At 28.2% G+C, this 14283-nt stretch carries 11 protein-coding genes and 1 pseudogene; 11 read left to right on the forward strand and 1 reads right to left on the reverse strand.

Annotated features, from left to right (window positions below):
* The 7 genes and pseudogenes from ACRDBA_RS16085 to ACRDBA_RS16115 form a co-directional block, all read left to right on the forward strand.
* A pseudogene (locus ACRDBA_RS16085) lies at positions 1 to 282 on the forward strand (cell division protein ZapA); the annotation flags it as partial.
* Between the two features lie 169 nt (positions 283 to 451).
* On the forward strand, positions 452 to 2800 hold the full coding sequence (locus ACRDBA_RS16090) for a DUF3656 domain-containing U32 family peptidase (protein ID WP_438573945.1): 2349 nt from the start codon (positions 452 to 454) through the stop codon (positions 2798 to 2800).
* Between the two features lie 13 nt (positions 2801 to 2813).
* Entirely contained in the window at positions 2814 to 3173 is a 360-nt protein-coding gene (locus tag ACRDBA_RS16095; RefSeq protein WP_438573946.1) for a hypothetical protein, read from the forward strand.
* A gap of 21 nt (positions 3174 to 3194) precedes the next feature.
* Positions 3195 to 5552 carry an endonuclease MutS2 gene (locus ACRDBA_RS16100; RefSeq protein ID WP_438573947.1) on the forward strand — a complete coding sequence of 786 codons (2358 nt, stop codon included), beginning with the start codon at positions 3195 to 3197 and terminating at the stop codon, positions 5550 to 5552.
* An 83-nt stretch (positions 5553 to 5635) separates the two neighbouring features.
* Positions 5636 to 6118, forward strand: a complete 483-nt coding sequence (locus ACRDBA_RS16105; RefSeq protein ID WP_438573948.1) for a DUF523 domain-containing protein — start codon at positions 5636 to 5638, stop codon at positions 6116 to 6118.
* Positions 6090 to 7133, forward strand: a complete 1044-nt coding sequence (locus ACRDBA_RS16110) for a hypothetical protein (RefSeq protein WP_438573949.1) — start codon at positions 6090 to 6092, stop codon at positions 7131 to 7133. The genes ACRDBA_RS16105 and ACRDBA_RS16110 overlap by 29 nt, the downstream gene beginning before the upstream one ends.
* Positions 7134 to 7314: 181 nt before the next feature.
* Entirely contained in the window at positions 7315 to 8427 is a 1113-nt protein-coding gene (locus ACRDBA_RS16115) for a M15 family metallopeptidase (RefSeq protein ID WP_438573950.1), read from the forward strand.
* A gap of 32 nt (positions 8428 to 8459) precedes the next feature.
* Here ACRDBA_RS16115 and ACRDBA_RS16120 read toward each other — a convergent pair whose 3' ends face one another.
* Positions 8460 to 9923: an aminotransferase class I/II-fold pyridoxal phosphate-dependent enzyme gene (locus ACRDBA_RS16120; protein ID WP_438573951.1), complete on the reverse strand. Its 1464-nt coding sequence runs from the start codon at positions 9921 to 9923 to the stop codon at positions 8460 to 8462.
* A gap of 214 nt (positions 9924 to 10137) precedes the next feature.
* Between ACRDBA_RS16120 and ACRDBA_RS16125 the strand changes: the two genes are divergently transcribed.
* The 4 genes from ACRDBA_RS16125 to murJ form a co-directional block, all read left to right on the forward strand.
* The gene (locus tag ACRDBA_RS16125) at positions 10138 to 10743 is read left to right on the forward strand and encodes a 50S ribosomal protein L25 (protein WP_438573952.1); all 606 of its coding nucleotides are present in this window, start codon (positions 10138 to 10140) and stop codon (positions 10741 to 10743) included.
* Between the two features lie 122 nt (positions 10744 to 10865).
* The gene (locus ACRDBA_RS16130) at positions 10866 to 11954 is read left to right on the forward strand and encodes a tetratricopeptide repeat protein (RefSeq protein WP_438573953.1); all 1089 of its coding nucleotides are present in this window, start codon (positions 10866 to 10868) and stop codon (positions 11952 to 11954) included.
* 153 nt (positions 11955 to 12107) lie between these two features.
* Positions 12108 to 12836, forward strand: coding sequence for a WecB/TagA/CpsF family glycosyltransferase (locus ACRDBA_RS16135; protein ID WP_438573954.1), 729 nt, complete (start codon positions 12108 to 12110; stop codon positions 12834 to 12836).
* A partial coding sequence (gene murJ / locus ACRDBA_RS16140; protein ID WP_438573955.1) for a murein biosynthesis integral membrane protein MurJ occupies positions 12836 to 14283 on the forward strand: 1448 nt, incomplete at its 3' end. The genes ACRDBA_RS16135 and murJ, both read left to right, overlap by 1 nt.

Genomic DNA, 14283 nt, shown 5'->3' on the forward strand with positions numbered 1-14283 from the left:
AAAATCTTAGAAATGGATTTAAAATTTAAAGACATTGTAGTAACTCATGATCAAGATGGATTTAAGGAAGAATTTGAAAAGTTATCTTCTGAAATGAATATAATGGAAGAAGAATTAAAGAAAAATATAAGAGAAAAGCAAACATTAAAGTCTAGAAATAAGGAAATTAAATTTAAATTACAAAATTATCAATATAAGGTTTTAGATTTGGAGAAAAAATTAGTAGATCTTCAAATAAACTTAGCTAAAGAAAAAAAATTTAAAAACCCATTACTTAAATAGAAAAAATTTAAAAAGTATATAAGAATGGGCTGTTGAAAAACAGCCTATTTTATTTGGAAAAAGATTAAATATGTAAATTTAGTTTTATAAATTTCTAAAACAAGTATATAATACTATTAATATAAATAAACAATAAGAAAAATTTACTTAGGTAAAATAGGAGAAAGATATGAATAAAATAGAAGTTTTAGCTCCGGCTGGAAGTATGGAAAGTTTATTTGCAGCTATAAATAAAGGGGCTGATGCAGTTTATCTTGGAGGAAATAAGTTTTCCGCAAGAGCTTACGCATCAAATTTTGATAATGATAATATGATTAAGGCTATAGATTATGCTCATAGTTATGGTGTTAAGGTTTATGTAACATTAAATACAATATTAAAGGAAAACGAATTAGAAGAGGCTGTAAGATATGTTGGCTTTTTATATGAAATAGGTGTTGATGCAATAATACTTCAGGATTTAGGGTTATTTAAAAGAGTTAAAGAAGATTTCCCTGAAATGGAGATACATGCATCTACTCAAATGACAATACATAATGGTGAAGGAGCTTTATTCTTTAAGGAAAAGGGCTTTGAAAGAATAGTTTTATCAAGAGAGCTTTCTGTTGATGAAGTTAAGTATATTTCTAAGGATTTAGGAATTGAAACAGAAATATTTGTTCATGGTGCACTTTGTATATCATACTCAGGTCAATGTTTAATGAGCTCAATGATTGGAGGAAGAAGTGGTAATAGGGGGAGGTGTGCTCAGCCTTGTAGAATGGAATACACCTTAACAGGAAAGAAATTAGGTGAAAAAAAGGCTTATTTATTAAGTCCTAAGGATACATGTACAATTGAAGACATGGAGGAAATAATAAATTCAGGAACATCATCTTTAAAAATAGAAGGAAGAATGAAAAGACCAGAATATGTTGCAGGAGTAGTAGATAATTATAGAAAAGCTTGCGACAAGGTTTTATTTAAAGGTAAATATAATGTAGAAGAAGGAAAAAGAGAATTACTTCAGCTATTTAATAGAGGTGGATTCTCTAAGGCATATCTTCATAAAAACATAGGTAAAGATATGATGAGTTATAAACATCCTAGAAATACAGGTGTTCCTTTAGGAAGAGTTGAAGGTAATGGAGAAGTAATATTAAAGGAAGATATTTCATTAGGAGATGGATTTAGATTTGCGGATACAGGATTTTCTGTAAATAAAATAATAAGAAATGGTGAAGAAGTAAAGGAAGCTAAAAGAGGGGAAAGAGTAAAACTATTCCCTACAGCTTATAAAAAAGGTGAGGAACTTTTCAAATCATTAGATAAAAAATTATTTAATAAGCTAGAGGATTCTATAAAGCCTTATAATAGAAAACTATCCTTAAATGCAAAAGTTATATTTAAAATTAATGAGCCAATGAGCTTAACGGTTAATTATAATAGTAAAGAATATAGCTTTACTGGTGAAGTAGTTCAAAAAGCGGAAAAAAGACCTTTAGAAAAGGAAAGAATAATTGAAGCGCTTCAAAAATCAGGAGAAGGAGCATTTAAATTTGATAAAATTACTTTTGAATGCTGTGATGAAGGATTCTTAAGAATTGCAGATTTAAACAATTTAAGAAGAGAGGCGCTTGAGGGAATTCAAAAGTCTATTACAAAAAGCTTTAGAAGAAAAAGACCTGAAAAAACTAATGCAAAAGAAATTAATTATTCTAATGAAAAAATGGAAATATTATATCAATGTATTACTAAAAATCAACTTAATGCTCTTTTAGATGAAGGATGTACGGAGATTGCTGTTGATTTATTTAGTAGAGATAAGGATGCTTTAAGAGCTTTAGATATTAAAAAGTTAAGTGAAAATAAAGATATAAATATATATTTAAAAATTCCTAATATAATTAAAAGCGAATTTAATAGTGTAGTAAAAGTAATTGAAAGTGTTAAGGAGCATATAAAGGGAATTGTTACTGTAAATGTAGGAATAGTAAGAAAGTATGCTAAGGAATTATATATTATTGGAGACTACAAATTTAATATTATTAATTCAGAGGCTTTAAAGTTTTATCAAGATGCAATTGATATGCCTACTTTAAGTTTAGAGTTAAATAGAAAAGAAATTAAAACTACTTTAAAAGGAGCTAAAGGCAATATTCAAGGAATTCTTTATGGTAAAACTGAGTTAATGATAAGTGAATACTGTCCTATTGGAAGCACTTTTGGTGAAAAGTCATCATGTAAGGATTGTAATATAGCTTGCTCAAAGGATGAGTTTGTTTTAGTAGATAGAATGAAGGAAAGATTTAGAGTTATGACAGATGTATTTTGCAGAAGTTATATATTAAATCCTATTCCTCTAAATCTTATAGATGAAATAAATGATCTTAAAGACTTAGGAGTAAATTCCTTTAGAGTAGAATTTAGAGATGAAGAATATGATGAAGTAAGAAAAGTATTAAGAATGATTAGAGGGGAAGAGGAAGTTAATACAAAGCTTTATACAAAGGGACATTATAGAAGAGGAATAGAATAGTAGGAGATTGAAAATGAATATATTAGCAATGACATATCTTTTAATAGCAGCATTTATTTTAATAATTTCTGTTTTAATAGGAACTTATAAAATAAAGAGTAAAGAGTGGGTTAAAAAGGCTACTAAAGAGCAAAAGCAAAGAGGCTTGACTTTATTAATGAACTTATGGAAAAAACAAATGATAATGGCTGGTATAACACTTACATTAATTGTTTCAACTATAATTCTTAGAGATTATGATGGGACATTAGTAGCGTCAATTTTAGGTTTACTATCAGCAGCGTCAGTTTTTGTATCAGCTATTCTTACTGTTTATAATTATAATAAGTTTAAAAGTCAATTTAGAGATTTTTTAATTGAAGTATTTAAATAGTTTATTTAAAAGGAGAATGTAATGAATAAAAAGACTTTAAGAGTATTAGAGTTTAATAAAGTAAAAGATAAATTAAAGTATTATGCAATAACTAAAGGTGGGAAGGAGTTTGTTGATTCTTTAATGCCTTATAACACTATTTTTGAAGTAAATAACAAATTGCAAGAAAGTAATGAAGCTTTAGATATATTAATAAGAAAAGGTAATCCACCGTTTGAAGGTCTTTTTGATGTAAGAGAAGCATTAGAAAGAGCTGAAAAGGGGGGAGTACTTTCTCCAGGACAATTATTAAGAGTCGCAGGAATGCTTAAATGTTCAAGAAGATTCAAAGAGTTCATTTCTAGAAATGAAGAAGAAATATCGTATCCTAAGCTTGAGGATCTTGCGTATATATTAACTCCTATAAAATTTTTAGAGGATGAAATAGAAAATGCAATTGTTTCTGAAGAAGAAGTAAGTGATAGAGCAAGTGGAACATTGTATGGAATAAGGAAATCCTTAAAGGAGAAAAACTCATCAGTTAGAGATAAGATAAATGGAATAGTTAGATCAAATTCTAAATATTTACAAGATAGCTTATATACTATGAGAGGTGACAGATATGTACTTCCGGTAAAGGCTGAATATAAGGGAGCTGTTCCAGGACTTGTTCACGACCAAAGTTCAACAGGAGCTACTTTGTTTATAGAACCTATGAGCCTTGTAAATTTAAATAATGAAATAAAGGAATTAAAATTAAAAGAGCAAGCGGAAATAGAAAGAATATTAATGGAGCTTTCAGAAAAGGTACATTTAAATATAGAGGAAGCTAAAAATAACTCAAAAATATTAATAGAATTAGATTTTATTTTTGCTAAAGGAAAATATGCTTCATCTTTAAATGCAATTTGTCCTACAGTAAATGAAGATAAAAGCTTTGATATAATACAAGGAAGACATCCATTAATAGATCCCAAAATGGTTGTTCCTTCTGATATATATTTAGGAAAAGAATTTAATACTTTAATGATAACAGGTCCTAATACAGGTGGTAAAACTGTTACATTAAAAACAGTTGGTTTATTACACTTAATGGCATTAAGTGGACTATTAATTCCAGCAAGAGATGCATCAACTGTAAGCTTCTTTAAAAAGATATTTGCAGATATAGGTGACGAACAAAGTATAGAGCAGTCATTATCAACCTTTTCTTCTCATATGACAAATATAGTTAATATTATGGAAGAAGCAGATGAAAACTCTTTAGTATTATTTGATGAGTTAGGATCAGGTACAGATCCAGTTGAAGGAGCAGGTTTAGCTGTAGCTATTTTAGATACCTTAAAAAATAGAGGAGCAAGACAAATTGCAACAACTCACTATAGTGAATTAAAAGGTTATGCATTAGAAACTCCTGGTATTGAAAATGCTTCAGTTGAATTTGATGTTGAAACTTTAAGACCAACTTATAGATTGCTTATTGGAGTTCCAGGAAAGTCAAATGCTTTTGAAATTTCAAAGAGATTAGGATTAAAAGATGATATAATTGCAAAGGCTAAAGATTATATAGCAGATGAAAACCTTCAATTTGAAGATTTAATAAGAGATCTACAAGAAAAAAGCATTATTGCTAATAGAGATGCAAGAGAAGCTAGCAAAATAAAATTAGATGCAGAAACTCTAAAAAAGAAATATGAAGAAAAGCTAGGAAGACTAGAAGAAGTTAGAGATAAAGCTTATGAAGATGCTAGAAGAGAAGCTAAAGATATAATAAGCAGGGCTAAGGATGAAGCTGATGAAATATTAAAAGCAATGAGAGAATTAGAAAAGCTTGGAATAGCGCAAGGTGGAAGAAAGAGATTAGAAGAAGAAAGAAAGAAATTAAAGGAATCTTTAGAATCAAAGGAAGCTTCACTTCATAAAATGAAAGAAAGTGGAGGAGAAGCAATAGAAAAGGTAACATTAGGTATGGATGCTTACCTACCTTCTTTAAATCAAAATGTAATTATTATTTCAATGCCTGATTCAAGGGGAGATGTTCAAGTTGAAGCTGGAATAATGAAGATAAACGTTAAGCTAAAGGATTTAAGAAAGTTAAATAATGCACCAGCTAAAAAGGAAAAGAAAAAGAAGGTTATGAATTTAAACTTAAGATCTATTGAAAGTAGAGTAGATTTAAGAGGTATGGACGCAGAAGAGGCTTGCTATAGAACAGATAAGTACTTAGATGAAGCATATATGTGCAATTTAGGTGAGGTTACAGTAGTTCATGGCAAGGGGACTGGTGTTTTAAGAAAAGCAATTAATGATATGCTTAAAAGACATCCACATGTAAAAAGCTATAGACTTGGAGTTTATGGAGAAGGTGGAGATGGGGTTACAATTGTAACATTAAAGTAAGATTTAAATATTAAAAGAGGCCCATACTAGTATTGTATAGGGTCTCTTTTGTGCTATAATAATATTGTAAAGAGGTGATGATAATGTATTTAATTAGTGGTTGTTTATGTGGTCTAAATTGTAAATATAATGGTAAAAATAATTTAAATAGCACTTGCATTGACCTTTTGAAAAAAGGAAAGGCTGTTTTAATATGTCCAGAACAATTAGGTGGCTTATCAACACCGAGAAATCCTGTAGAAATTCAAGGGGGAGTAGCTAAAGATATTTTAAGTGGGCGTGGAAGAGTATGTGATATTAATGGGAATGATGTAACTTTAAGCTTTATTAAAGGAGCAAAAGAAGTTTTAGAAATAGCTAAAATAGTAAATCCAAAAGCTGTAATTTTAAAAGAAGGGAGTCCTTCTTGTGGAGTAAATTATGTTTATGATGGTAGCTTTACTGGTAAAAAAATTAATGGACAAGGAGTAACTAGCTTTTTGTTAAAAGAAAATGGCTTTGACGTAATAAGTGACATAGATTTAGGAGGAAATAAAAGTGGGATTTTGGAGTCTTTTCAAAAATAAGAGTAAAAATGAAGAAAACCAATATGAAGATGAGGATTTTATTAGAGAAGAATTTATTAAAGAAGTAAACGAAGAAATAACAAAGACTGTAATAGAAGAAGAAAAAGTAGAAAGTATTGAGTTTGAAATACCATTAAGTATGTTAGAGGAAAAGGAAATAGAACTTGAAGAAGTTGTTGAAGATAAAGAATTTATTGAGGCACTAATCACTTCAGAAATTTTAAAAGTTGTAGAAAATAGTGATAATTATTTAGAACTTAAAGAAAGTGCTGAAAAAGCAGCAAAAAAAATAGGTGTTAGATATATAAATTTACTTCCTGAGTATTTAAACGGAAAGGTAACTAGAACAAAAAATCTTAGAGTTAAGTATGAGACTTTACCTGAATGGCATATGGCAGTTGAAAATGCAGTTCTTATGATATTATTTAGCTATAAGGAAAGTGGAGTTAAAATATTATCTAAAATAGCTAATGGAAATTCAAATTTAAGGCTTAAATCAATTAATTTATTATGTAAGCTTGCAGCAGAGGGTGTTTGTGTAGATTCAATAGTCAATGATGTTATGAATAGTTTAATTCATTTTGATGATGATAAAAAAATAATTATATTTGGATTTATGTCTCAAATAAAAGGTAATAAACAAGTAATAGGATTAATTCAACATTTTTATAAAATGTTTGTAAAACATGGTGAAATAGTGAGAGGGTATGAAACATTAATTCATTTAATGAATGCAGCTGAAACCTTTACTAAAGGTCATTTAAATTTCCTGAAAATGATTGCAATAGGAAAGACTAATATTAACTTAGAAGAAATAATGGGAATAGATGAAGGTGATAAGAAGATAATTTATATAAATGATTTAGATGAAATATATCATGTCAAGGCAGCTATAACATATTTTAGCTTAGATAACACTGATGATGATATTAATAGTAAATTATATTACTGGAGCGAGTATTCTCTAGATAAAAAAATAAGACAAGATATAAAAAAAATAATTGGAAATATATAAAAGTTATAAAATAGCAGGATTAACCTGCTATTTTAATTTTTATATTATATAGAATATGTAAAGATTAAGAGATTATATTAAGTAATTTAAAAGATAATATCGGAAAAACCCTTAAAAATGGATTTTTATTTTATTTGTTTTTTTGTTATAATTCCTATGAAGGATTAAAGGGGGGAATAAATTGAAAAAAAAGAAAAAAAAGATGAAAAAATCAATTCCAATGATTGCAGTTACAGCGATAATGCTAGGATTAGTAGTATATGCCCCTATAAAGATAAAGCATAATGCCTTAGTCAAAAATGAAGTACAAGCTACTGAAAGATTTGATAGTCAAATGAAGGTTATAGAGGATTTTAAAAATGTAAGAAGTCACGTAGATGGTATATATACAACAGAAGAAAAGATGAATGAAATAAATACTTTAATAAGTGATATTTCTTTTGAAGTAAGTAATGGAATAACAGAAAAGTTAGAGGAGTTAGTATCTAAACTTAAGATAATTGTAAATGATATTAGTGCATCTAATGAAATGGAGCTGGAACTTCATTTTAATAAAATTAATGATGAACATATTGAAGGACTTAATGAAGACGAGTCAGGATTTATAAATGGAAAAGTTAATGAATATAATAATTATTATAAGCAAAAGGATTATAATAAAGCTAAAGTGGTTTTAGAAGAACTAGAAGTTTACATAAATAGTATTAAAAAAGTAGCTAATGAAAGAAAGTTGAAAAATGTTTATGATGAAAAATCAAGTGAGGATGCAAGTACTAGAGAGCCTAAGTATGTAAATGGTATTTTGGTAGTTAACAAAGAAAATGGATTACCAGATACTTTTGCCCCAGGTGAAAGTGTAGAAGCTAGAGATTCATTTGAAAAGATGAAAGCAGATGCTGAATTAGATGGTATTTATATTCAAGCTTTTTCAACATATAGGAGTTATTGGTATCAAGATAGGCTATATTCAAATTATGTATCTAATTATGGACAAGAGCCTACAGATACTTTTTCAGCAAGAGCAGGATTTAGTGAACATCAAACTGGATTAGCATTTGATATAGGTGGATTAGATAGATCACTTTGGGCTGAAAATGACTTTAAATATACAGATGAAGCAAAATGGCTTAAAGAAAATTCATATAAGTATGGATTTATTTTAAGATATCCTGAAGGTAAGGAATGGAAAACAGGATTTATGCATGAGTCATGGCACTTTAGATATATTGGAGTAGAACATAGCAAAAACTTTGCTAATAATGATTTAACTTTAGAAGAATATTTAGGGCTATAAGAAAAAGCACAGATTTAATCTGTGCTTTTTTATTATTTTTGAACAATTTTAATATTTTCAACAGTTAAATCTTCAGTTCCTTGAACATAAAGATTAGCTCTTTTTAAATCACCAACATAATCAACAATTTCTTGTGTGATTATTTCACCTGGGCATAAAAGAGGTATTCCTGGAGGATATGCAAGAAGGAACTCTCCAGATATTTTACCTATACTATCTTTTAATGAAGTTGATACTTTATCAGCATAAAAAGCTTCTCTTGGATTTAATACCTTGCTTGGAACAGACGGAATATCTAAGAAATCAGGAATAGGATCCTTTTTACCATAATATTCAGCTGAAATTTCTCTTAATGCTTTAAGTAATCTTTCCATACCATCTTTAGTATCTCCAAATGATCCTACAGCTAAAACATTATAGAAATCTGAAAGTTCCATTTGAATATGATATTGATTAGATAAAATCATATCTAATTCAAATCCTGTAAGACCTAAATCCCTACAAGAAATAGTTATCTTTGTAGGATCAAAAGAATGAGAACCAGGAACTCCAAGAACTTCTTCTCCAAATGAGTAGAAACCAGGAATTTTATTTATTTCATCTCTTGTATATTTACATAGTTCAATGGTTTTACTTAATAATTCTTCACCGTGAAGAGCAATTTGTCTTCTTGCTGTATCTAATGATGCCATTAAGATATATGATGGTGATGTAGTTTGTAATAAATTAAGTATTTGTTGAACTCTTTTAGGATCTATATATTTGCTCTTTACATGAAGCAGGGAACCTTGAGTTAAGGAACCTATTATTTTATGAGTACTTTGAGCACACATATCAGCTCCAGCTTCTAAAGCAGACAGAGGAAGCTTTTTAGAAAAAGCTAAATGTGGTCCATGAGCTTCATCAACTATTAAAGGAATATCATAGCTATGAACAATATCAACTATTTTCTTAATATCAGTAGCAACACCGTAATAAGTAGGGTTTATTATTAACACTGCCTTAGCATCGGGGTTAGCTTCTAAAGTGTTCTTTATAGTTTCAGGTGCTACACCATGAGCTATACCTAATTTTTTATCAAGCTCTGGCTGCATAAATACTGGAACTGCACCACTTAAAATAATACCAGCAGTTATTGACTTATGTACATTTCTTGGAACTAGTATCTTATCACCATCTTTAACAGTAGACATTATCATTGCTTGAATAGCACCAGATGTTCCGTGTATTGAGAAAAATGATGCATCTGAACCATAGGCATCAGCAACTAATTCTTGAGCCTTTTTTATTGGACCTGTTGGATGATGTAAGCTGTCAACAAGTTTAAAAACAGTAACATCTATCTTAAATGGATTTTCGCCTATAAAACTTTTAAATTCCTCATCTATTCCAACTCCTTTTTTATGACCAGGAACATGGAATGGTAGAGTATCTCTATCTACATATTCTAATAAGGCATTAAAAAGGGGAGTTTCATTTTGATCTAATTTGTACAATATGGACACCTTCTTTCAATAGTATTTTCTATCATATTATAGATTTTATACAAACATTACTATTATATTTTAAAGGGGACAAGTATGCAATAAAATCATTCATAAGGATAGAAGAAATTTTAAAAATCCTTGAAAAATGAATAAAAATTCTATTTTGTGTGAAGAATATCACAAGAGAGTGTTAAAAAACATTATTTTTAGGAGGGAATTATCTGTGTCAAATTTAGAATTAAATAAAAGAAATAATGAGGTTTCAAATAGTGCCAAAAAAGCAAGGAAAGCTGGAAAGGTACCTGGAATATTATATGGTGAAATGATTAAAAACTTTATGTTTGAAGTTGGAGAACTTGATTTATCAAGAGAAATAGCATGCAATGGAGAACATGGAATTTTAGACTTTAGCCTAGGGGGAGAGGCTCATAAGGCTTTAGTAAAAGATGTTCAAAGAGATCCGGTAACACATAAGATACTACATATAGACTTAGAAGAGTTAAGAGGAAATCAAACAATTGTATCTTCTGTACCAATTCATTATATAGGTGAAGATATATTAGCTAAAAGAGGTATAGTCCTACAAAAGGAAAAGGATAGCGTAAGAATTGAATGTGCAGCGGATAGTTTACCTAAATATGTTGATATGAATATTAAAGGTGGAGCGGTAGGTTCAGTTTATAAATTATGTGATTTAGAAGTTGCTTCTGAAATCTCAATAGTTGATGATTTAAACTCAGTAATAGCATCTATAAGTTATGAGAGAAAGAAAGTATCAGATGATATGGAAGCAGTAGTAGAAGCAGAAGAAAAGACAGAAAGTAAATAAAATTTATTTTAAAAGAGGGTATAGCTTTAAAACTATATCCTCTTTATTATTATAAGTTCTTGAAAGATATTAGATAATAATGTAATATATATTAATTAGTATTCACTTAAGGAGGATTTGTTTTGGATTACAATTCAACGTTTAAAGAAAAACTTGGAGAAATGTTATTTTTAGAAATAAATAAAGAAGGCTTTAAGAAAAGTATTTCTATGCCAGAATATGTAGAGTTAAAAAATAAAGAATTATATATACCTGTATCTTCTAAACATATTACATCTAATGTAAATAATGAAATAAAAATAAAGAACTTACCAATTTATTATTTTGTAGAAGGAATGTTTTTAGCGTTAGGAGCAGATAAAGACTTAAGATTTAACGATGATTACGAAACACTTTTAACATATATTAAAGATTCAGAAAGCTGTATTAAAAGTATTATATCAAAAAGAATTGAAAAGGATGAATTAATAGAAGCTTATTTATTACTTAAAGGCTTATATAGATATTCAAAAGATTTAGATGTAATGAAGAAGCTATTAATGGTTGGAGAAGCTATTAGAGAAAAGGATTCATCATTTAAAGATATAATTTTAGATGATATTAAGTATTGTGAAGATAGAGGGCTTAAAATACCAGAGGCATACCTTTATAAGGCATTAACTTTAAAGGATGGAGGAGATTTTGCAAAAGCAAAGGTCGCAATAATGGAATATGTTAAATTAGGTGGAGAAGTTAGAGAAGATATAAAAATTATTATAGAAGATATTAATAATATATCTGATTATGAATCAGCAATAGAAGACTTAAATGATAATCCAACTAAGGCTATTGGAACTTTATTAAATTTAGTAGAAAAATTTGAAGAAAACCCTTTAATTTATTATTATTTAGCTGTAGGTTATAGAAAGCTTGAAAATTATGATCAAGCAATTTACTATTTAAGAGAAAGCTTAGAAAAAGAAAGCGGAATATTAGAAGTAGTAGTAGAACTTGGAATTAACTACGCATGTATTCAAGATTTTGAAACTGCTATAAAATACTTTAAAAAGGCATTTGAAGCAACTAGAGAAGTTGAAATTTGCACAAATATTATTATGTGTTATATAAACTTAAATAATATTGAAGAAGCTAAGCTGCATTTAGATATTGCAAAAAAAATAAATCCTGATGATGAAATAGTTAAGGAAATAGATGCTATGCTTAACAAGTAATAAGGATTTTAAACAAATTACACCCTGGATTATTTTATAATCTGGGGTTTTAAATTATCTATAAAGAAAGAACTTTGTTCTATATATAGGGAAAGTATGGTATTATGTTTATATAATTTTTAAAACATAATGAAAGCATAAAGAGAGGTACTTATGAAATCAAATGAATTCATTGATATATTAGGATATAAAGTTTATAAGAATAATTTGCAAGATTGTTTAGAATATGTAGATAAATTAGATAAGGTACATATAGTTTCTGGGAATCCTGAAGTATTATTTACGGGATTAAATAATAAGGAATTACTTCAAAATTTTAAATCTCAAAAGTCATTAATTATTCCTGATGGTGTAGGAACACAAATAGCAGGAAAAATGTTAAATACTCCTGTTGAAGAAAAAATAGCTGGAATTGAATTGATGAGAGAAATTTTAAAGAAATGTGAAGTTGAAAATAAAGGTGTGTACTTATTAGGAGCATCAGAAGAAAGCTTAAATGCTTGTATAGCTAATTTGATAGTACAATATCCTCGTTTAGATATTGTAGGATATAAAAATGGTTTTTTTGATATGGATAATCCAAAGGAAATTATAGAAGAAATTACAGAAAAGAAACCTTATGTAGTATTTGTTGCAATGGGATGCCCAAGACAAGAAACATTTATAACAAGATATATGGATAAACTACCTGTTAAAATATTTATGGGTGTTGGTGGTAGCTTTGATGTAATTGGAGAAAAGGTAAATAGAGCTCCTAAGTGGATGATAAATATAGGGCTTGAGTGGTTTTATAGAGTAGCAAAGGAACCATGGAGAATAAAGAGACTTGGAAGTATACCTAAATTTTTATTATTAGTTTATAAAGAGAAAAGGGTGAAGTAATGAGTAATAAGAAGGTATTAAAAGCTACTTTTATTGTAATGGCAATGACTATACTAAGTCGATTTCTTGGTTTTTTTAGAGATATTTTAGCAGGTTATCATTTTGGAGCAGGAAAAACCTATGATGTTTATAGTGCTGCTGTATCTATACCTGAATCAGTATTTATGATTATAGGACTTGCAATATCAACTACATTTATTCCTATGCTTAGTGAAGTTAAGCATAAAAAAGGAAAAGAGGAAATGTTTAAGTTTTCTAATAATGTAGTTACAATTTTAGGGGTTATATCAGTAATAGCTCTTTCTTTAGGACTTATATATACAGAAGAAGTTGTAAAAGTATTTGTTACTAACTTTCCACCAGAAAAAATGGCTGAAACAGTTTTTTTAACTAGAATAAGCTTATTTAATATAATATTTTTATGTATTAATGCTTGTTTTGCTTCAATACTTCAAGTTTGTGAGGATTTTGTAATTCCATCTATACTTGGTTTATTCTTTAATCTTCCTATAATAATTTATTTAATATTATTTAAGGATGTTTCTATTTTAGGATTAACTATTGCAAATGTAATAGGTAATATATTTAGAGTTGTGGTTCAAATACCATCTTTATATAAGCAAGGATATGTTTTCAGGCCTAGTATTAACTTAAAAGATGAAAGATTAAAAAGATTAGTTATATTAATAATACCAGTTATAATTGGAGCAGGAGCAAACTCATTAAATATGATTGTAGATAAAAATTTAGCATCAGGCTTAGGAGATGGAGCTATAAGTGCTTTAGATTTTGCACAAAAACTTATTATTTTTGCAAATACAGCAATAACAACCTCTATAGTATCAGTTATGTATCCACTTATGGCAAATAGATTAAATTCTGGAGATAAAAAAGGATTTTTGGAGTATCTTTCAAAATCAATTGTTACTATATCAGTTTTTTTAATTCCTATAATGATGGCATTTATATTATTAGGAAGAGATGTAGTTACATTTATTTATGAAAGAGGAAAGTTTGATGAAACTGCTGTTACAATAACAACATTAGCATTTATAGGATATGCAGTGCAACTTCCTTTTGCAGGAGTTAGAGATATATTAAATTCATCATTATTTTCAATGCAAAAAACTAAACTTACTACAATAAATGGAGTAATAGGTGTTTTTGTAAACATTGCCCTTAGTATATTCTTATCAAAGAAAATAGGAATAATGGGGATAGCTATTTCAACTTCAATATCGGCTATAGTAACCTCAGTATTATTATTTAATACTACTAGGAATTTAATTGGAGACTTTGATGTAAAGTCTATGTTAATTAAGCTTTTAAAAATTGCAATAGCTTCAACTATAATGGTAGTTGGAATTTACTTTGTTAATAATATATTTACATTAAATAATATAATAATTAAACTTTTAATTGACTTTGTTATTGGAGTTGTTTTATT

The organism is Clostridium sp., assembly GCF_051654825.1.
GTDB lineage: Bacteria > Bacillota > Clostridia > Clostridiales > Clostridiaceae > Clostridium.